The sequence below is a fragment of the Pedobacter kyungheensis genome, from assembly GCF_000812965.1.
Classification (GTDB): Bacteria; Bacteroidota; Bacteroidia; order Sphingobacteriales; family Sphingobacteriaceae; genus Pedobacter; species Pedobacter kyungheensis.
Genome location: NZ_JSYN01000015.1, coordinates 76,592 through 96,758, shown reverse-complemented (window position 1 = coordinate 96,758; position 20,167 = coordinate 76,592). Strand labels below are relative to the sequence as shown.

At 39.2% G+C, this 20,167-nt stretch carries 24 protein-coding genes and 1 pseudogene; 14 read left to right on the top strand and 11 right to left on the bottom strand.

Annotated elements, in window-relative coordinates; all coding sequences use genetic code 11:
* Window positions 1-37: 37 nt before the first annotated feature.
* From OC25_RS28375 to OC25_RS13165, 5 genes and pseudogenes are all read left to right on the top strand, one after another.
* Window positions 38-427 (top strand): annotated as a pseudogene (locus tag OC25_RS28375) (endonuclease domain-containing protein); the annotation flags it as partial.
* 9 nt (window positions 428-436) lie between these two features.
* Window positions 437-1,234 (top strand): imidazole glycerol phosphate synthase subunit HisF, encoded by a 798-nt coding sequence (hisF, locus tag OC25_RS13180; protein ID WP_052266208.1) that lies wholly within the window; start codon window positions 437-439, stop codon window positions 1,232-1,234.
* A 110-nt stretch (window positions 1,235-1,344) separates the two neighbouring features.
* Window positions 1,345-1,947, top strand: coding sequence for a bifunctional phosphoribosyl-AMP cyclohydrolase/phosphoribosyl-ATP diphosphatase HisIE (gene hisIE, locus OC25_RS13175; protein WP_039476766.1), 603 nt, complete (start codon window positions 1,345-1,347; stop codon window positions 1,945-1,947).
* Between the two features lie 68 nt (window positions 1,948-2,015).
* Window positions 2,016-2,540 carry a hypothetical protein gene (locus OC25_RS13170; RefSeq protein WP_039476765.1) on the top strand — a complete coding sequence of 175 codons (525 nt, stop codon included), beginning with the start codon at window positions 2,016-2,018 and terminating at the stop codon, window positions 2,538-2,540.
* Window positions 2,541-2,635: 95 nt separating this feature from the next.
* Window positions 2,636-3,532 (top strand): WD40 repeat domain-containing protein, encoded by an 897-nt coding sequence (locus OC25_RS13165; RefSeq protein ID WP_039476763.1) that lies wholly within the window; start codon window positions 2,636-2,638, stop codon window positions 3,530-3,532.
* Between the two features lie 102 nt (window positions 3,533-3,634).
* Here OC25_RS13165 and OC25_RS28130 read toward each other — a convergent pair whose 3' ends face one another.
* Complete coding sequence (locus OC25_RS28130) at window positions 3,635-4,036, bottom strand: carboxypeptidase-like regulatory domain-containing protein (RefSeq protein WP_167335398.1); 402 nt, start codon at window positions 4,034-4,036, stop codon at window positions 3,635-3,637.
* Window positions 4,037-4,438: 402 nt separating this feature from the next.
* A complete protein-coding gene (locus OC25_RS13155; RefSeq protein WP_039476758.1) occupies window positions 4,439-5,224 on the bottom strand; it encodes a C40 family peptidase in 786 nt (261 codons plus the stop codon).
* A gap of 111 nt (window positions 5,225-5,335) precedes the next feature.
* On the opposite strand from OC25_RS13155, the gene OC25_RS13150 reads away from it, so the two are divergent.
* Window positions 5,336-5,788, top strand: coding sequence for a universal stress protein (locus OC25_RS13150; RefSeq protein WP_039476755.1), 453 nt, complete (start codon window positions 5,336-5,338; stop codon window positions 5,786-5,788).
* A 140-nt stretch (window positions 5,789-5,928) separates the two neighbouring features.
* Here OC25_RS13150 and OC25_RS13145 read toward each other — a convergent pair whose 3' ends face one another.
* Window positions 5,929-6,279 (bottom strand): 4Fe-4S dicluster domain-containing protein, encoded by a 351-nt coding sequence (locus OC25_RS13145; RefSeq protein ID WP_025143125.1) that lies wholly within the window; start codon window positions 6,277-6,279, stop codon window positions 5,929-5,931.
* A gap of 78 nt (window positions 6,280-6,357) precedes the next feature.
* On the opposite strand from OC25_RS13145, the gene OC25_RS13140 reads away from it, so the two are divergent.
* The 8 genes from OC25_RS13140 (at window position 6,358) to OC25_RS13100 (ending at window position 14,602) form a co-directional block, all read left to right on the top strand.
* Window positions 6,358-7,374, top strand: a complete 1,017-nt coding sequence (locus OC25_RS13140; protein ID WP_039476750.1) for an acyl-CoA reductase — start codon at window positions 6,358-6,360, stop codon at window positions 7,372-7,374.
* Between the two features lie 64 nt (window positions 7,375-7,438).
* The gene (locus OC25_RS13135; protein ID WP_039476748.1) at window positions 7,439-9,382 is read left to right on the top strand and encodes a T9SS type B sorting domain-containing protein; all 1,944 of its coding nucleotides are present in this window, start codon (window positions 7,439-7,441) and stop codon (window positions 9,380-9,382) included.
* A 51-nt stretch (window positions 9,383-9,433) separates the two neighbouring features.
* On the top strand, window positions 9,434-9,637 hold the full coding sequence (locus tag OC25_RS13130; protein WP_039476747.1) for a hypothetical protein: 204 nt from the start codon (window positions 9,434-9,436) through the stop codon (window positions 9,635-9,637).
* A gap of 3 nt (window positions 9,638-9,640) precedes the next feature.
* Window positions 9,641-10,324, top strand: a complete 684-nt coding sequence (locus OC25_RS13125; RefSeq protein WP_039476744.1) for a cell division ATP-binding protein FtsE — start codon at window positions 9,641-9,643, stop codon at window positions 10,322-10,324.
* Window positions 10,325-10,452: 128 nt separating this feature from the next.
* Window positions 10,453-11,034, top strand: a complete 582-nt coding sequence (locus OC25_RS13120) for a nucleotide exchange factor GrpE (protein WP_156131470.1) — start codon at window positions 10,453-10,455, stop codon at window positions 11,032-11,034.
* A gap of 155 nt (window positions 11,035-11,189) precedes the next feature.
* Window positions 11,190-12,353 (top strand): molecular chaperone DnaJ, encoded by a 1,164-nt coding sequence (gene dnaJ / locus OC25_RS13115; protein ID WP_039476742.1) that lies wholly within the window; start codon window positions 11,190-11,192, stop codon window positions 12,351-12,353.
* Window positions 12,354-12,797: 444 nt separating this feature from the next.
* A complete protein-coding gene (locus OC25_RS13105) occupies window positions 12,798-13,514 on the top strand; it encodes a DUF72 domain-containing protein (RefSeq protein ID WP_039476739.1) in 717 nt (238 codons plus the stop codon).
* A 173-nt stretch (window positions 13,515-13,687) separates the two neighbouring features.
* On the top strand, window positions 13,688-14,602 hold the full coding sequence (locus OC25_RS13100; RefSeq protein WP_039476737.1) for a Ppx/GppA phosphatase family protein: 915 nt from the start codon (window positions 13,688-13,690) through the stop codon (window positions 14,600-14,602).
* 61 nt (window positions 14,603-14,663) lie between these two features.
* Here OC25_RS13100 and OC25_RS13095 read toward each other — a convergent pair whose 3' ends face one another.
* From OC25_RS13095 to OC25_RS13060, 8 genes are all read right to left on the bottom strand, one after another.
* Complete coding sequence (locus OC25_RS13095; protein WP_039476734.1) at window positions 14,664-15,278, bottom strand: carboxypeptidase regulatory-like domain-containing protein; 615 nt, start codon at window positions 15,276-15,278, stop codon at window positions 14,664-14,666.
* A gap of 112 nt (window positions 15,279-15,390) precedes the next feature.
* Window positions 15,391-15,957, bottom strand: coding sequence for a Maf family protein (locus OC25_RS13090; protein ID WP_039476732.1), 567 nt, complete (start codon window positions 15,955-15,957; stop codon window positions 15,391-15,393).
* A 69-nt stretch (window positions 15,958-16,026) separates the two neighbouring features.
* Window positions 16,027-16,416 (bottom strand): hypothetical protein, encoded by a 390-nt coding sequence (locus OC25_RS13085; RefSeq protein ID WP_039476730.1) that lies wholly within the window; start codon window positions 16,414-16,416, stop codon window positions 16,027-16,029.
* A 99-nt stretch (window positions 16,417-16,515) separates the two neighbouring features.
* Window positions 16,516-17,346, bottom strand: coding sequence for a universal stress protein (locus tag OC25_RS13080; RefSeq protein WP_039476727.1), 831 nt, complete (start codon window positions 17,344-17,346; stop codon window positions 16,516-16,518).
* Between the two features lie 758 nt (window positions 17,347-18,104).
* A complete protein-coding gene (locus OC25_RS13075; protein ID WP_039476725.1) occupies window positions 18,105-18,632 on the bottom strand; it encodes a KdsC family phosphatase in 528 nt (175 codons plus the stop codon).
* 56 nt (window positions 18,633-18,688) lie between these two features.
* Window positions 18,689-18,931: a Fe-S cluster assembly protein IscX gene (gene iscX, locus OC25_RS13070; protein WP_039476722.1), complete on the bottom strand. Its 243-nt coding sequence runs from the start codon at window positions 18,929-18,931 to the stop codon at window positions 18,689-18,691.
* A gap of 94 nt (window positions 18,932-19,025) precedes the next feature.
* Window positions 19,026-19,358: a 2Fe-2S iron-sulfur cluster-binding protein gene (locus tag OC25_RS13065; protein ID WP_039476720.1), complete on the bottom strand. Its 333-nt coding sequence runs from the start codon at window positions 19,356-19,358 to the stop codon at window positions 19,026-19,028.
* A gap of 40 nt (window positions 19,359-19,398) precedes the next feature.
* Window positions 19,399-20,163 (bottom strand): Rossmann-like and DUF2520 domain-containing protein, encoded by a 765-nt coding sequence (locus tag OC25_RS13060; protein WP_039476719.1) that lies wholly within the window; start codon window positions 20,161-20,163, stop codon window positions 19,399-19,401.
* Window positions 20,164-20,167 lie beyond the last annotated feature (4 nt).

Genomic DNA, 20,167 nt, shown 5'->3' with positions numbered 1-20,167 from the left:
GCCCCCTGAAGGGGGAGCTAATTAGCATAATTGGAGTATGACCTATAAGATAAACGAAGACGAATCCGACTTTTTCGAAGTCAATGAGCCTAATATGTTTTATGGTGCACTACCTACAATTTTTGAGAATGCTAAGAAATTAAGAAACAATGTAACTGAAGCAGAAAGTTTACTGTGGCAAGTAATCAGCAATAAACAATTAGGAGTTAAATTTAGAAGACAGCATCCTATTTCATACTTTATTGCTGATTTTTACTGTCATGAAGCGAAATTAATTATTGAATTAGATGGAAGTATACATGATCTGCCAGAGGTTATGAATAAAGACATTGAACGACAACAGATTCTTGAAGGATTTGGAATCAAAGTAATTAGATTTAAGAATACCGAACTTTATAATAATTTAAACTCAGTTTTGGAAAAAATAAAAGAAGCCATACCTGCAAAGCAGTTTTCAACTCCCCCTTTAGGGGGCGGGGGGCTAAGTAAAAGAATAATACCATGTCTTGACGTAAAAGATGGCCGTACCGTAAAGGGTGTAAACTTTGTTGACCTACGCGATGCCGGCGATCCGGTTGAACTGGCAGCCCAATACGCACAGCAAGGTGCCGATGAACTGGTTTTCCTGGATATTACCGCTACACACGAGCGCCGCAAAACGATGATTGAAATGGTTAAATCGGTAGCAAGGCAATTAAACATTCCATTTACCATTGGTGGAGGAATTACCGAAATTGCCGATGCTGAGGCCTTGTTAAACGCTGGTGCCGATAAAATCAGTATCAACTCGGCGGCTGTAAGAAACCCTAAACTGATTGAAGAACTGGCCAAAGCCTTTGGTGTACAATTTGTGGTCTTAGCAGTGGATACCAAACATGTTGATGGTAAAAATAGGGTACATTTGAATGGTGGCAGGTTAATTACCGAACTGGAAACTGAAAACTGGATTAAACAAGCCGAAGATTTAGGCGCGGGCGAGATTTTGCTAACCTCTATGGACCACGACGGTACTAAAGCAGGCTTTGATTGCGGTTTATTGAGTAAAGTAAACCAAATGATTAATATTCCGATCATTGCTTCCGGTGGTGCCGGTAACATGGATCATTTTACCGAAGTTTTCCAGAAAGCAAATGTAGATGCTGCATTAGCCGCCTCGGTATTTCACTACGGTGAAATTTTGATACCCGATTTAAAACAGGAATTGAAAAGAAACCAGATTCCGGTAAGAATATAATAATACACTCGTCATTGCGAGGCACGAATCAATCCTAAAGCTATGGGTTTAAAAGACGACATAAGTAGTAAGATTGCTTCGTACCTCGCAATGACGGAAACAGCATAAAAATGACAATCGATATTAATTCCCTTGATTGGGATAAAACCGCAGGCCTGTTGCCTGTAATCATTCAGGATTATAAAACCTTAGAAGTTTTAATGCTGGGTTATATGAATGCCGAGGCTTTAGAAAAAACACAAAGCGAAGGCAAAGTAACTTTCTTTTCGCGTACAAAAAACCGCCTTTGGACAAAAGGCGAAACCAGCGACAACTTTCTATTTGTTAAAGAACTTTTTGTTGATTGCGATAACGACACCATTCTCATTAAAGCAGATGCCGTTGGCCCTACCTGTCATACCGGTAGCCGCAGCTGTTTTAAAACAGATTTCAATCAGAATTTCATTTTCGAGTTGGAAAACATCATCAACGATCGATACGAAAACCCGGTTGAAGGCTCGTACATCAATAAAATGCGTGCTAAAGGTTTAAATAAAATTGCACAAAAAGTTGGTGAGGAAGGTGTTGAAACGGTAATTGCAGCACTTGCTGAAACAGAAGAAGAATTTATTGGCGAAGCATCAGACCTGCTTTTCCATTTAATGTTCTTATTGAAAGAAAAAGGCCTGTCTATTCAGGATATTGCAAAGAATTTAGAGAAAAGGCATAAATAAGGTAAAAGGTAGAGGGTGTAAGGTTTTTGGATGCCAAACCAGCCAAAAAAACCTAAATAAGTTCAGAATTGAAAACAGAAATAGATTTCGACGATTTAAATGTATTTGTTAGGACGAAAATTCCTACAAATTACTATTTAAAGATATTTTTATTCTTATTCAATACTGCTGCTATCATTGGCCTATTCTGGTTTGCTTTTAGCTTGCAAGAAGAAAAACCAAATGTTTTACCGTTCTTACTACCAGTAGGATATTTTTTTACTCTGGGCAAATATCTGCTTTGGAACACTTTTGGTCAGGAATTTTATATTATCAGTACAACCCATATATCCTATCAGCACAATTATGGCTTTTGGACCACTAAACTTAAAACGGCTAAATATTATGCTATTGATCAATTCCCAAGTAAAGAGAACGAAGGTATAAACCTGATTTTTCAAGATTATACGGAAGAAAAATTACCAATCGAAGTATTCAGTACAGCACTTGCAATATCTGTTTCAGATTCGGAAAGAATTTTTAACCGATTAAAGGAAATAAAAGTCGATGAATTTGGTGAAGGGGTAAATTTTCCAAAGATTTTTGCGAATTAAACTTTAACAAGAATTTAAAAAAGACATAAATAATTTGAGCTGAAAGGTAAAGCATAAGCTTTGGTCTTTCAGCTTTAGTCTTTTAGCTATAAGAAATGCTTAAACACATCAAAACACTTCCCGGCCACCAAAACCCGGTTTATGCCCTTGCCCATTCTGATCAGGATGAATTATTCTTTAGTGCGGGTAACGATAAAGGTATTGTAGAATGGTCATTAGCCGAAATGGCTTTTGTTAAGGTTAAAATGCCAGTGCAAAGCTCTGTTTATTGCCTGCATTATTATGAGCACAAGTTGTTTGTGGGCGAAAGAAGCGGTGCTTTTAGTGTGTACGATTTAAAGAAACAGGAAGTAATTACGCGCATTAATGCACACCTGAAACCTATTTTCAACATTAAAACCGTACAATCTAAAAATGAGCTCATTACCACAGGCGAAGATGGAACAGTTGCAGTTTGGTCGTTAATCGATTTTAAAGAGATTTACCGCTTTCAGGCAGCTTATGATACCGTTCGAACCATTGCCCTATCTCCTAACAAAACGGAAATTGCATTTGGCTGTAAAGATCATCTGATTAAAATTTATAACCTGGCAGATTATAGCCTGAAACAAAACCTCGAAGGACATAAGCTCCCGGTTACTGCTTTGGCCTACCACCCCGAAAGCAAGTATTTAATTTCAGGTAGCCGCGACGCACAACTGAAAATCTGGAGCCTGCCGGATTATGAATTGCTACAAACTGTCCCAGCCCATATGTTTACCGTTTACGACATTGCTTTTCACCCCACCCTGCCCTATTTTGCAACCAGCAGTCAGGATAAAAGCATTAAACTATGGGATGCCGAGAACTTTAAACTGTATAAAATATTAAGTCTGGAAAAAGCCGGTACTGGCCATACCCATTCTATTAATAAAATTGTTTGGAGCAAGGATGGCAAATACCTCATCTCAACCGGAGATGATAAACAGGTGATGGTGTGGGAGATGGAGTAAGGATCGGGCGTCACCCTGATCCGATAGCTATCGGATTCATTTCAGGGGCTCTAATTAGAGATGCTGAAACCAATTCAGCATGACGATAGCGTCTTTATAAAATTAATTCAGCTTCTTATAAAATGGGTTAATATCCCTTAATTGATTTTTTGCCTGATAAAGAATCCTTCTCCACAAAGAATGTCTGATAATCACAATTTCAGCTCCACCTAAAATTTCCGCGCTCACACATAGCTCAAGGTTTAATTGATCGTTGTTGTTTAAAGCCACCCGTGAACTTAAAGTCTTATAACCTAAATAACTTACGGTTAGTTCACAATTTTGATTACTGAAATTTGCAGGAAGCTGTATTTCGAAGTTTCCTTTTATGTCGGTATATCCATAAACTAGCCTGTTATTCACAGAAACAACAGCTCCACCAACAGGCTGTTTATCGTTCTTATCAAGCACATGACCTTTAATGCTTCTTAAGGTATCAGGAAAAATCACTGCAGTTTCCGCCAAAACAGGTTTAGCTTTCTGCTTTTCAGTTTGTGTATGGGGGGCCTTAGTACTTTGTGCCTTAACCAGTTTCGGAAAGCTTAAAAATGCCAGTAAGGAAGCAGCAGCCAGGCCTGGCTTAAATTTGCTGAGTGTATAATTTGATTTTCCCTGAATCAACCGATCCAGCTGATCTGGGTTAAAGCGGCCGCAGCTGTTCCGCTGGTTTTTGCTAAACCAATTTTGTAAGTCCTTATCAGAAAATTGAGTAAAATCTGTTACAGCCTTTTGGCAGGAACTGCAAAATTTACCCATTGTATTGGGTTGCATACTGCCCCACTTCTCCTGACAAGGATTAGAGATTTGAATTTTAAACTTAGCTGGCATAAAAAAACGTTCTTTTTAGATAAGATACATTTCAGGCCATTATTCCACAAAACGTTTTATAATTCTGAGTTTATGTGAGTATTTGCCCAGTTCTTTATTAAAAATTCCCTGGTCATCTATAGGATCTATTTTAACTTTGGCCGAGGCATGGATAATTTCATTTGGGCTCAACATAATACCCACGTGGGTAATTTTGCCTTCGTCGTTATCAAAAAAAGCAACATCACCGGGCCGGCATTCAGCCAAAAAGCCTACCAGTTCGCCTTGTTCTGCCTGTTGTGAAGCATCGCGGTTTAGTTTAATACCAAGTATTTTAAATACCAATTGTGTAAAACCAGAGCAATCTAAACCAAATAAATTCCGTCCGCCCCATAAGTAAGGTATATTCTGGAAAAATTTAGCTGTAGCCGTAACATCAGTTTTAAAATCTGTTTTTTGGTTATTATGTGCATCAAATCCCAGTTTATACCGCTCTGCGCCGGCATAGCAAATTCCATCTTTTAAAAATGGCAGGTTACTACCCGGGCATAAATGATACAAACTACCATCTTCGGCGGTTAAGGTGTTGTTAAAACTTAAAGGCGCAAGCAAATGACAATCGTGCATTTCGACAAACTGATCCTGACTAATGGGGGCCAGCTGCCTGAAATCCATCCAGCCTTCATAACCATCATATCCGTTTTGTACCAGCCACCAGCGTTCTTCTTTCTGGATAATTTCTACATGTTCTCCGAATAAGAGTTGGGATACAATTTCTGATCGATCTGAAGCATCTGCCCGCAAAGGTGCTACTGCAACCCTGCAAATACCATATTGGTTTTCCATTTAATGTGCCTGTAAATTAGTAGAGTAAAACTAATAAAATACATCCATTGCCTAACATTTTGCCTGCAAATTTGTTATTTTTATGATGATAACCTTTTAAATACACACGCTATGAACTTTAAAAAGATATTAATTGCCGTTGATAACAGTACCTGCTCAGAAAAGGCGGCAAAAGCCGGTTACGACATGGCAGAAAAATTTGGAGCAGAAGTAGCATTGGTTAATATTATCGAACCTATACCTGCCAATGTAAACCCCGACTTAACATTAGCACCGGTATTCTTAGAAACTTACGATAATAGCGAAGAGAATAGCCATGTTTTACTTAAGGAAATGGAGGAAAAATATGGTAAAGACATCAAAACCACCTACCTCAGCATTGTAGATACCGCAGCACATGGCATCATTCAGCAATCAGACGAGTGGGGGTCAGATCTTATAGTAATCGGAACCTACGGCCGCACCGGATTGTATCACTTTTTAATGGGAAGTGTAGCCGAACACGTGGCCCGGAAATCGGCTTGTCCGGTTTTGATTATCCCTAATAAATGTGAGGTGGATTAATTAAATGGTTCATTAGTTCATTAGTTAGCATGGTGCAAAAATACATCCGTGTATCCGTGGCATAAGCAATTAAAAATCTTCTAAACAAAAAAAGTCTCGATTTAATAAAACCGAGACTTTTTTCATTTAATATCTTTCGCCTATCCTTCCTGGTGTAACCAGGCTTTCTTAGCCAATAATTCTTCTTCTGTTTCACGGATATCCTCGTCGTCTACACAACAGTCAACCGGACATACTGCCGCACACTGAGGCTCATCATGAAAACCTTTACACTCTGTACATTTATCTGATACGATATAATATACTTCATCAGAAACTGCTTCCTGAGCTGCATCAGCTTCGATTTGTTGATTACCAAAATCAATGATACCGTTTAAATTCGTACCATCAGAAAAACGCCATGCAGTTCCGGCATCGTAAATTGCGTTATTTGGACATTCTGGTTCACATGCCCCACAATTTATACACTCATCTGTTATTTTAATTGCCATGTTTTCGTCTAATTCTTTTGCTTAGTTTACCTTTGCGCTGCAAATATAAGATATAATCAATTAATAATAATTCTAAATATGTCAGCATTAACTCAAGAAAAAGCAATTAACGCATTTGGTGAACTCGGCAAAAAGCTTACAAACCCTACTGACATACTAGGAAATGCACTTTATAGTGCAGAAAGTGCCAATGCATGGTTCACTCAGGAAAATATAAAAAAATCTGTTTTATCTTTTGCGGCCATGCTAAATGAGGCAGATTTAGCCATTTGGTTCCAGTCAGTAAAGTTTAGTATCTCGCCTAAAAAGGTTGGTTTAATCCTGGCAGGAAACATTCCGCTAGTGGGTTTACATGATGTTTTATGCGTTTTAGCCACTGGAAACATAGCCTTAATCAAGCTTTCTTCATCAGATGATAAACTGATTAGAACAGTAATTGCCGAATTGATTAATATTGAACCCGCTTTTGCAGATAAAATTGAATATGTGGAGCGTTTAAAAGATTTTGATGCGGTAATTGCCACCGGAAGTAATAATTCTTCGCGGTACTTTGATTACTATTTCAGCAAAGTGCCCAACATCATCCGCAAAAACAGAAACAGTGTTGCTGTTTTGGATGGAACTGAAAGTAAAGCAGATATTCAAAACCTGGGTGCCGATATTTTCGATTATTTCGGTCTGGGCTGCCGCAATGTTTCTAAAATCTATTTCCCGAAAGGGTATGATATTGCCCACTTATATGAGGGCATAGAAAGCAATAACCAGATTATTAATCACTTTAAATACCAGAACAATTACGATTACAATAAATCTATTTATCTGGTAAATGCTGCCAAACATTTCGATAATGGCTTTTTGTTGTTAAAAGAAGATGAAAGTTTAGCTTCACCACTGGCAGTGCTTTATTATGAAGAATATGAAAATCTGCAGGATGTAGAAGATAAACTGAAAGATAAAGCGGCAGATATCCAGTGTGTGGTTACCAAATCTGCAATCAATGTAGCCAGTTTTGATTTTGGCCAAAGCCAGCATCCTAAACTATGGGATTATGCCGATAATGTAAATACGATTGAATTTTTGAATGCGCTAAATTGATCGCGCTAAGCAATTGGATTATAAGTTTTTATTTAGATATTAGCCAATTGACCTGAGCCAGTAGATGTATCGTTTAATAAAAGCGCTATCCATTGTTTGTATTTTGTTATTTGCAAATTTTGCCAGGGCACAGGTATGTACCGGCACTTTTGGACAGCCTTTAATTAACCAGACTTTTGGTCAGGGCAACAATACCGATAACTGGTATGGCCCTCTAGCACAATATGCGCCAGGAGCATCAACTTCAACAACTTTTAAAGGGCCTCCGGGATCAATCCCAACTAATTTAACGGCCAATCAATCGGGCCTGGTAAAAACACCTGCTACCCCGGGCAACCCTTATTCTATTTACTGGCAACCTCATGCAGATCATACTGGCGATAGCAATGGTTTAATGCTCTTAATTGATGGTATTGCGACCAAAACTGTGTTTTTTGAGCAAAAAATGGATGATCTTTGCCCAAATACACTTTTACGTTTATCTATTTGGGTACTTAATACCAACTCGGCTGCAGCAAATGCCCAGCCCCCAAATATGATTTTAAAGGTAATTGATCCTAATGGTAACCTCTTGGGTAATGCCTCAACAGGAAATGTAACCGCAGATGGGATGTGGCACCAATACACGCTTGATTTCAGCAATGCAAACAATTCTACTGTAACGCTGCAGCTGGTTAACGATACCCCAACCAACAGTGGTAACGATTTTGCACTCGATGATATTACTGTGCGAGCCTGCGGCCCAGGTATTGCTCCTTTTTTCAACCTCAATAATACAGCCCTAAATATGTGCGAGGGGAATACAAACAGTTTTACGGTAAATGCCAATATTTCACCAGAGTATGCCAATCCCGTTTATCAATGGCAGGAAAACAAGGGCACTGGCTGGGTTGATATTAATGGTACAACAACAAAACAAGCAACCATTAACTTTATAAATCAGCCAGCGGGTACTTATCAATACCGCTTAATTACCGCCATTAACGGAAACATCGATAAAGTATTTTGCAGGGCCGTATCCGATCCGATTACAGTAACAGTAAATCCCCTACCCGTTGCCAGGGCCGAAAACTTCGGTCCTTTCTGTAATGGCAGCACTATTCAGTTAAATGCATCGGGCGGAACCACTTACAGCTGGACCGGGCCAAACGGTTTTACCTCTGCAGCCCAAAGCCCTACCATCATTAATGCAACCAAAGCCATGGGGGGCGAATACACTGTTCAGGTTACAGCAAACGGATGTACTTCGCCTGCGTCAACTCAAGTAATTGTCAGTGATCCGCTAGCCATAACCACCAACATCCAAACGGCTGCTATTTGTGAGGGTAAATCTATTCAGTTAGCGGCATCTGGTGGTACCCAGTACCTCTGGCAACCCGCCACTGGCCTTTCCGATCCCGAAAGCCCTAACCCCGTGGCTAGCCCGATCGAAACAACCGTATATAGCGTTACCGTCACTAAAGATGGTTGTTCGGGAACCGCACAGATAACTGTTAGTGTGAATAAAAATGCAATGGCTGATGCAGGTGCTGACCAAAAAATCGTTAACGGGCAAAAAATAACTTTAAATGGTAAAGTTTCCAGCGATGTTACTTATTTATGGACACCGGCCGATTATCTTGATGATCCGACCAAACTGAATCCTGTTGCCAGCCCACCGCACGATATCACCTATACCTTATATGCCACTTCTAATTTAGGTTGCAGCAGCAGCAGCGATGAGGTCAACATAACCGTTTATCCAAAAGTGGTTATTCCCAATACTTTTTCTCCAAATGGAGATAATGTAAATGATACCTGGAATATCCCTGCAGCAGCATCGTTTCCTAACCCTGTTGTCAAAATTATGAACCGTTACGGCAATCTGGTTTACCAAAGCACCGGACCTTTTAAGCCCTGGGATGGCAAAATGAATGGAAAAGACCTCCCTCCTGCAGTGTATTATTATTCTGTTTATTTAAACGAAGATTTCCAAACTTACACCGGCTGGCTGATGTTAGTCAGATAAAAAGGGATTCATACTTTCGCTTATCATTTGGAAATGCTATTTTTGAGCACAATGTATATCGTTAAAGTTAAAGGCATAGCCAAAATTCCGGATTACGTACAGTTAAGAGACGATAAGTTTACACTTTTAGCTTATTTCAGGGTAGACAGACCCGATAAATCGCTGGAAAAACTGGGGCTTGGCGACAAGCAGGATTACATTATGGAAATGGTTAAAGACCTGCCTTTTGGGCAGATTGCAAAATTAGAAATATAATATATGGCAGGTAACGCAGTAATTCATTTAAGCAATGTTGATGTTTTTCAACAGAAACATCTGGTACTCTCAAACGTAAATTTACACATCGAAAAAGACGAATTTATATTCTTAATCGGGCAAACCGGTTCGGGCAAGAGTAGTTTGCTTAAAATATTGTACGGCGATCTTCATATTGGTAACGGCGAGGGTAACATTGCAGGTTTCGACCTTAAAAACCTGAAAGAAAGCCAGGTACCTTTTTTACGCCGTAAACTGGGCGTGGTTTTTCAGGATTTCCAATTACTGACTGACAGAACCATTGAAAAAAACCTCGAATTTGTGCTGAAAGCTACCGGATGGAAAGACGAAAAGCTGATTAACGAGCGGATTAAGGATGTTTTGGATAAAGTAGGCCTACGCTCTAAGATTAAAAAAATGCCGCACGAAATTTCGGGTGGCGAGCAGCAACGTATTGTAATTGCAAGGGCTTTGCTTAACGACCCTGAAATTATCCTGGCCGATGAACCTACAGGTAACTTAGATCCTGAAACTTCGGAAGAGATTGTAACGCTATTGAAGCAAATCAGTCAGGCCGGAACTGCCGTTTTAATGGCCACACATGATTATCACATCATCCGCACTTTCCCATCGCGCATTATCAAATGTGAAAATGGCATTGTTCACGAAAGTGCACAAATAGCATAAAAAATTCTGACATCCGTCAGCTAATCAGCCAAACTGTTCAGATAATTACAAATAAATCTGACAGCTTGGCTGATTTACGTTTATGGCAAAATAGTTGAGATTAACACAAAAAAATTCAGCCCGATATTATGTTTAATAAGAAGAAAAATAACGATAAAGAAGAAAATATAATGAATACTGAAAATACATCAGAAAATGCTACCGAAAATGTAGAAAATACTGATGCCGCTGCAAATGAGACTGAACAAGCACAAGAATTAACTGCCGAAGAGAAATTGCAGGCAGAAGTTCAACAGCTTAACGATAAATACCTGCGTTTATATGCAGAGTTCGATAATTACAAACGCCGTACGCAAAAAGAACGCGTAGAGTTGTTGCAAACTGCCGGTAAAGATGTAATTGTATCGCTTTTACCAGTTTTAGACGATTTTGACCGCGCATTAAAAGCCATGGAAAGTGCCAGCGAAGTTGCCCCGGTTAAAGAAGGAGTTTTACTGGTAAGTACCAAATTGAAAAATACTTTGGCACAAAAAGGTTTGAAAGATGTTGAAAGCATCAGCCAGCCTTTTAATACCGATTTCCACGAAGCCATTACCAATATCCCTGCCCCTACCGAAGATTTAAAAGGTAAAGTGATTGACGAGGTTGAAAAAGGTTATACTTTAAATGATAATGTGATTCGCTTCGCTAAAGTAGTAGTTGGCGCTTAAAAGAATTGAAAAATTGGAAGGTTAAAGATTGGAATGTTGTAAACAGCAATTTCAGCAATGATCTCCAGTCAATAAAAAAATAAAGGGAATGTTTGTTTGAGTTTAGGAACATTGAACGTTCTAACTTTCAAACATTTCAACATGTTACAAAGAAAATGAGTAAAAGAGATTATTACGACGTACTAGGCGTAACCAAAAGCGCAGCTGCTGACGAGATAAAGAAGGCTTACCGTAAGATGGCGATTAAATATCACCCGGATAAAAACCCGGGAGATAAAGCCGCTGAGGATAAATTTAAAGAAGCTGCAGAAGCATACGAAGTTTTAAGCAGCCCTGAAAAGAAACAGCGTTACGATCAGTTTGGTCATGCGGGTGTAGGCAGCAGTGCCTCTGGTGGCTACGGTGGTGGCAATATGAACATGGATGATATCTTCAGTAATTTTGGGGATATTTTTGGTGGTCATAACCCATTCGAAAGCTTTTTTGGCGGCGGTGGCGGTGGCCAGCAACGTGGTGGCCGTCGTGTAGCTAAAGGTTCTAACCTGCGCATTAAGGTTAAACTAACGCTTGAAGAAATTGCCCATGGTGCCGAAAAGAAAATTAAGGTTAATAAACTGATTGTTTGTAAAACCTGCGATGGTTCTGGCGCAAAAGATAAATCATCAGTAAGTACCTGTGGTACCTGCGGTGGTAGCGGTCAGGTACGCAGGGTAACCAATACCATTTTGGGCCAGATGCAAACTGCATCTACCTGCCCAACCTGTAACGGAAGCGGTCAGCAAATTACTTCTAAATGTAATGTATGCCATGGCGATGGTGTTGTACGTGGCGAAGAAACCATTACCATTAACATTCCTGCAGGTGTAAGCGAAGGCATGCAACTGAGCATGAGTGGCAAAGGAAATGCAGCACCAAATGGCGGTATTCCGGGCGATTTAATTATCCTGATCGAAGAAGTTCCACACGAAACCTTAAAACGCGAGGGCAATAATATTGTTTACGACTTACATTTAAGCTTTGTAGATGCTGCTTTAGGTATGAGCATTGAAGTACCTACAATTGATGGTAAAGCTAAAATTAAAATCGATCCGGGTACCCAAAGCGGAAAATTATTGCGTTTAAAAGGCAAAGGTTTACCAGAGGTGAACTCTTACCACAGAGGTGATGAAATTATACACATCAACATCTGGACACCAAAGGCACTTAGCAGCGAAGAAAGAAGTACTTTAGAGAAACTACGCGAATCTCCGAACTTTAAGCCTCAGCCAGGCAAAAACGACAAAAACTTCTTCGAAAGAATGAAAGAGTATTTTGAGTAATTAATTCCATATAGTTAGGAAACCGATGTCGCAAGCATCGGTTTTTTTGTTTTATACTCCATGCTTAACCGAAGTGCAATGTTTATAGGTTACCATATTGACAAATGAGTATTAATATAAAAATCTAAATGAATCTTGAAAAAGCATCCAATACTGTGGTCAATATTTACTTTATATCTTGTAGGATGGCTCACATCTCTTTTACTTAAAGTGTTTTTTACATCAGCGATACAACATGATCATACAAAAAACCATCATCCGCCTTTTGGTGGTTTTTTAATCCTTTCAATCTTGTATTTATTATTTGCATCAACACTGGGTTTCTTAGGTAAAAAAGACAACATTTATTTAAAACTCTCTGGTTATATTGGCTTTTCACTAATTATTTTTATAGCCATTTACAACGGATAATAAACCTTTTTTTAGAGAGCCTGTTCTCTATACATGAAATGGAGAATTGGTTGTTCGGGATTTTATTACCGCGAATGGAAAGAAGTATTCTACCCAAAAGGCCTCGCACAAAAAAACTGGTTTAAATATTATTGCCAGCACTTCAATACCATAGAAATTAATTCAACCTTTTACCGGATGCCAACGCAAAAATCGTTCGAAAAATGGTACGATGAAAGCCCTGGTGATTTTGTATTTACCATTAAAGCTCCGCGTTTAATAACCCACTATAAGCAGCTTAATGATTGTAAAACACTCCTCAACGATTTCTATACTGCTGTTCAGACAGGTTTAAAGGACAAAATTGGTTGTATCTTATTCCAGTTTCCACCTAAATTTGAATTTACAGCTGAGCGGATGAGCAGATTAACTAAAAATTTAAATCCAGATTATCAGAATGTGGTCGAGTTTCGGCATCTGAGCTGGTTTAACGAGGAGATTTATCAAGAACTTGCGCATAGCGGCATTATCTTTAGCGGTCAAAGTTACCCCTCTGCCCTGCCCGATACCGTGATTCAAAATACCGACACCGTGTATTATCGCTTTCATGGTAAACCCGTGCTTTATAAATCTGAATACGACAAGGCATTGATTGAGGCTTTTCCGGAACAAATTAACACGGCTACCAAAGAGGTTTTTGTTTATTTTAACAATACCTGGGGCACAGCAGCCTTGCATAATGCGAGGCAGTTACAACTAGCCATAAAATAATACTCAGGTCCTTCTATTTACCTAAATGCAATGGTTGAAATAAAATAAACCTGATAGTACTGGTATTTCGTTGTACTAACCTTAATTTAGCACCAACAATAACGAAATTTAATGGATAGCAGGACTAGCGGCACCGAAAAGCTACTGCTTTTGCTTTCCTAAACCTGATTATTATGCGCATTGCTGTTATCGATCTGGGCACCAACACCTTCCACCTGCTTATTGCTGAAGCAACAGGAAATGATCCCGAAATTTTATACAAAACCAACGTTCCCGTTAAACTGGGCGAAGGTCGGATTAATGATAACCTGATTATCCCAACGGCATTTGAAAGGGGTATAAACTGCCTTAAAACCTTTCATCAAACTATTTCGGAGTATAAGGTTGATCGCATAAGGGCAACGGCAACTTCGGCAGTTAGAAGTGCTGAAAATGGTAATGATTTTGTACAAGCGGTTAAGGAAGCAACCGGTATCAATATCGAAACCATAAGCGGCGATGAGGAAGCTGAATTGATTTACCAGGGCGTAAAATTGAGCGGAGCCATACAAGAACTATCTTTAATTATGGATATTGGTGGTGGCAGTGTAGAATTTATTCTCTGCGATATGGAGCAATTGATCTGGAAAAAAAGTTACAACATTGGCGCTGCACGCCTAATGCAGCAATTCTTTAAATCCGATCCCCTTTCTGACGAAGATAAACAGGCCATTCTTTTTCACGTGCAGGAACAGCTGACAGATCTTTTCGAAATCTGCGAAAAATATAAACCTCAAATTTTAATTGGCTCGGCTGGTGCATTCGAAACCTTTGCTGAACTGGTTACCAGAAAACAAAACCAGTTTGCAGACATTGCACAAATCAAAAGCTATCCGTTTAACTACGATGATTACATTGAAATAGCTGGAAAGCTGATCAACTCTACCCACCAGCAAAGAGTAGAAATGCCTGGCATTATTCCGCTACGGGTTGATATGATTGTAATTGCCACCTTAATTACCAATTATGTTTTAGGCCGCTGTAAAATAAACAGGCTTACACTTTCTACTTACGATTTAAAAATGGGTGTTTTGGCCAGTCAGATCTAAAAAAAATGACCTGTACAAAAATGTACAGATCATGGAGAGATTTAAGCGTAATTTACTTAGTTTATTTTTTTGTAGTCATGATGATCTTACCCATTATCATTGACTCGGCTTTTTTAAGCTTAAGGTCATTCTGTTTCGCTTTAGAAAAGTTGAGTAATAAAAAACCTGAATACTTCGCGTTTTCAATCATCAGTTGGTTCTTAGTGGTATCAAATTTATGGTCTAAAATAATTTCGTAACGCCCATTTTTATCAGTCAATACCGAATATTGGGTATCGAAGATCGATATCTTTACACCAGCAGCAGGTTTGTTGTCAATCCCAATTATATATCCATATATTTTTTCGGGGATTACTGGCTTTTTATCGTCAGACTTGTATTGAATAGTTTTAAAAGTTTCAACGGATGTTTTGAAACTTTCTGCTTTTGCATCTTGCACAAAAATACTTGCGCCAATGGCCAATACACCAAGGTATTTCATCCAGTTTCTGTTGGTTGCCGGCACAAGGGTTAAATGGTAGTTGAGCTGGTTTAACTGTGCCTGGCTTAAACGGCCGCACACGCTAGAACTGGCACTTGCCAATGTTTGAATAATCTGGGCATTGGTATAACCCGAGAAATCGATAACATTTTTACTGCAAGCTGCACAGAAATTAAAGCCTGAGCCTTTTTGCATTTATTCCCAGTTTTGTGTGCAGGGTTCAGCTATGGTGATTTCGTTAAATGGAACTTTCATCTTGCTAATTTTGTTAGATGATGAAAGTTTTAACAGAATTCCACAAAGGAGTTTAAATAAATTTTAGCAGCTCGTTATAAAGCTTTTCGGTAGGTAGCCCCATTACGTTGGTATAAGAGCCCTCTATGCGTTCAACAACTACAATTCCCCACCAATCCTGCACGCCATAGCTGCCTGCTTTATCAAAGGGTTTATAGTTATCGATATAGAAATCTATTTCTGTTGCGGTAACGGCTTTACAGGTAACTGCGGTACGATCATAAAAAGAATACATCTTGTCGCCTTTAACCAGCGTTACCCCCGTAAAAACTTCGTGCTTGCTTCCTGATAATTTACTTAACATTTCTTGTGCGTGCGCACGATCTACAGGTTTGCCTAAAATTTCGCCGTTTAAAGCTACAATGGTATCGGCAGTAATTACAATTTCGCCATCACCGGTAAAAGCTTTGGCTTTTTGTTCGGATATGTAAACCGCAATCTCAGCCGGGCTCAAACCTTCAGGATAACTCTCATCCACATCTTTCAATTCGACCTTAAAATCGAGCCCCATCAGGGTTAAAAGTTCCTGACGGCGTGGCGATTTAGAGGCTAAAATGATGGGCGGAAATTGAACTGACATATTTTAATTTTCCGCTAAAATAAGAAAAGCGACCTAAAGCCGCTTTTCTTATTTGATATTTTTCAAAGATTAATTATTTCCGCCACCTTGTCTGCGTTTTTCCATTTCGGCACGCATTTCTTTCTGCCAGGCTTCGTATGTTTTTTTCTGATCGTCGGTTAATACTGCAGTAACTTTTGCATCGTTATCAGCACGCATTTTTTGCATTTTTTCTCTCATTGCGTCTCTGTCTCCGCCACCTTGCATTTCTTCGCGCATTTTTTTCATGGTTTCTGCCTGCTCAGTAAAAACAGCGGTCAATTTTGTTTTCTGATCGTCAGACAGTTTTAATTTCTCGTCTAATTGTTTTACGCGATCTTCAGGCTTCATCATCATTCTTCCTTGTCCACCACCTTGTTGTGCATTAGCGAAGCCAGCTATACCTAGCATTAATCCGCAGATCATTAATAATTTTTTCATGTTTTTTGTTGTTTTTGGTTGAAAATTGACTGGTTGGAGTGTAAAACAAATTAATGGTTTAATGACAAAATGTAACTTAGCTGTTGCAGATTAAAAGTTTTAATCCTTAAGCAACAGCACCGGTACATGCGATTTAATGGTTAACTTCTGCGACACGCTTTCGTGCAGTAAACTCTCGAAAAAGCTGTACTTCTTGGGTAATGCAATAATGAGCTGAGCACCCTCATTTTTAGCAAATGTCACAATGCCTTTAATCGTATCAGGGTGGTCGGAATAATGATAGGCTGGTGAAAAATCCTTTAACATATCATGCAGAAAATGCTCTTCATTTTGGTCGATATTATCGCCGGAATGAATATTGAGCACCAAAAGTTCGAGTGCGTGTTTGCTCAGAATATTTTTAAGGGCACGTATGGGGATAACTTCTTTAACCTTTTTAAAATCGCAGGCTAAAACCGCTTTTCTGATCGATTGGTAATCGGCTTTAGGAGGAACAACCAGCACTGGCACAGGACTCGATTTAGAGATTTTAATCGCGTTAGAGCCGATATCGCTTTCATCTTTTGCTTTTTTACCGTTGCTGCCGATTATAATCAGTTCTATTTCTTCGCGGTTTACACGATCGATTACCGATCTTAAAATGGTATCGCGGGTTAAATAAACTTCTACTTCTGCCTGAGGGTTGATTTCGAGCAATTTGGTTTTTAATTTTTCAAGGGCAGCTAACCTGTTCGAAATTTCGTCGGCAATGCGATCGTCGGTTGTAATCAGCATATCGGGCGTTGGCAGAATACTTTCATATTCGGAAACGTAGTAAGCGTTAAGCAAAATTATTTTAGCATTGGTCATGGCAAAACTAAGCCTGGCAGCGTATTTAGCGGCATGATCCGCTGTTTTAGAAAAATCGACAGGTACGAGATATGTGCTCATATAATTAAAGTTAATGTTTTTTATAAAGATAAATTAATCAATCGATTGATTAATTTATAAATGTAAATTTCGCATATAATCCAATAGATTGCAAATTTTGAAGAACGAGAATTATAATGATAAGGTCAATACTGAGTGGTGTAACAAAGTTGATGTTTCGCGAAGTTTAAAGCTGCAAGTGGCCCTTCGAGTCCGCGGCCACTGACGGTCCCGTAGAAAAATCGTCATTTCGACTGGAGCCGGCCGGTTTTCCCCGGTTGGCGAAACGGAGAAATCTTCTAGACAGATTTCTCGACTTCGTTGCACTCCGCTCGAAATGACGATCTGCGTAGTGTTGAAGTAAACAAGTTTGGAGTTGGGTGTTTGGAGTTAGGAGACAGTTAACCTAATACAGTTTGCAGTTGGCGGTTGACAGTTACTAATGAAAGATTGGACAAACTTGGAATCCGTAGACAGTTAACCGATTTAAACAATTAACCAGTTAACCATGGAAACAGTTTGCAGTTGGCGGTTGACAGTTACTAATGAACGATTGGACAAACTTGGAATCCGTAAACAGTTAACCGATTTAAACAATTAGCCAGTTAACCAATGAACAGTTTGCAGTTGGCGGTTGACAGTTACTAATGAACGATTGGACAATCTTGGAATCCGTAGACAGTTAACCGATTTAAACAATTAACCAGTTAACCAATGAACAGTTTGCAGTTTACAGTTACTAATGAACCAATGACTAATGAACGATTGAACTAATATACCTATACTCCCGAATCTGAAGCTTTAGGATTTTCATCGTGCCACCTCCCCTGTACTTTCATCACCTTTTCGATAATATCTCGTACAGCAGTTTTGCCTCCGTTATAAGGCGAAATGAAGGTAGAAATGGCTTTAATTTCTTCAACGGCATCAGCCGGACAGGTTGGGAGTCCAACCAGTTTCATTACTTTTAGATCCGGAATATCGTCGCCCATATAAAGCACTTCTCCGGCAGTAATATTTTTATTATTCAGGTATTGATTGAAAACGGCAACTTTATCACCGGTTCCTAAAAAAACATCGGTAACACCCAAATTAAAAAAGCGCTTGCCCATCGCTATCCCGTCGCCACCAGAAATGATACAGACGTTGTAACCGCGTTTAACGGCCAGTTGCATGGCATAACCATCCTTAATGTTAAAGGTGCGCAGCGACTGGCCATTATCAGTAACCTGAACGCTTCCATCGGTAAGCACACCGTCTACATCAAAAATGAAAGTAGTGATTTCTTTTAATTTCTGGAGAAACATCTTGCGTTTAGCGTTTAGCGGTAAGTGTTTGGGGTTGACTCAAGACTGAGGACTACTTACTGATTATCTCTCCACTCGTATACCCAGGCCGATTGAATTTGCTCCAAATGACCTTCATTGCTTTCCTCGCGGGTTCCTTTAAAATTAGGTAGTTCTAAAACCCAATCAATCAATTCGGTAAAACGGATACGGTAAATTTTGGTTTCAGAAAAATCATCTCCAAATTTCTCATATAGAGACATGGCAATATCTTCGTAATCGTTCCAGTAAAAAGGTAAAGCAAATTTATCGTTGTTCATGTTTTGTTTCTTGTTGTAACTTGTTATAAAGTTGAAATGTTTAATGTTGGAAAGTTCCGGACTTCCGACTAAAGACTCCGAACTCAGGACTAAATTAGTGCCCCATAAAACCAGACTGATCTGGAATGGTTACTTCGATATCGCCGTTAATTACCACACATTGGCAACCTAAACGTGAAGTAATTTTCGGACGTACTGCCCTATCGATAAAATCTTCTTCTTTATCAGAAATCTCTTCAATATTATCCATCCCTTTGGTTACATACACATGGCAGGTACTGCAACCGCAAACACCACCACAATTGTGTTGTAATTCTATTCCGTTATCCAGACAAACATCTAAAACAGATTCACCAGCAGCAATAGGTAATTCTACCGGTTCGTGATCTGCTTCTTCAAAATTTATTTTTAGTTTAAAAATGCTCATAATTATTTTGCAAAAGTAATAAGCAAAAGCCGTAAAAATGCTATTTCGGCATTAATTTTATGCTATTGCTTAATGTTTGATAAATTTCCTGCAACTCAGGCATATCTTTTAACATGCTTAAGTGCTTATTCATAGTGGTTTCGTCAGCCCTTACTGCTGGTCCGGTTTGTACATTTTCGGGCAGGTTATTCATTACCTTATCGGCAGTTTCGGCTATTAAAGGCCTTATAATCTCAAAATCCAATCCATTTTGCTGCAATATCTGATTGGCTAAAGCATATAAATGGTTGGGGAAATTACAGGCAAAAACAGCAGCCAGGTGTAAAACTTTCCTTTTTTCGCCATCGAGTTCGTACACCTGCTGACTTAATTTAGCTGCCAGTTTGTGCAAAACTTCCAATTGAACTGCATCAGTAGCTTCAATACAAAGCGGAATGCGATCGAAATCAACTTCTTTCGCTTTAGAAAAGGTCTGCAAAGGATAAAAAACACCTGCTTTTTTAAACTGAGCCGAGAGTACCTTAATATCTGTTGTGCCAGAAGTATGCACCACCAAACCGCTTACTGCCTTTAATCTTTCAGCTATGCTCTCAATCGCGTCGTCTTTTACCGAAATGATATACAAATCGGCATCGGTTTTAATTGCATTTAAATCACCTATTGCTTCTGCAGCAATGCTGTTGGCCAATAATTTCGCATTAACCAGGTTTGGGCTATAAACCTGCACCACATTTTCGCCTTTGGCTTTTAAAGCTTTTGCCAAATGTGTAGCAACGTTACCCGAACCTAATAAAACGATTTCCATGTGC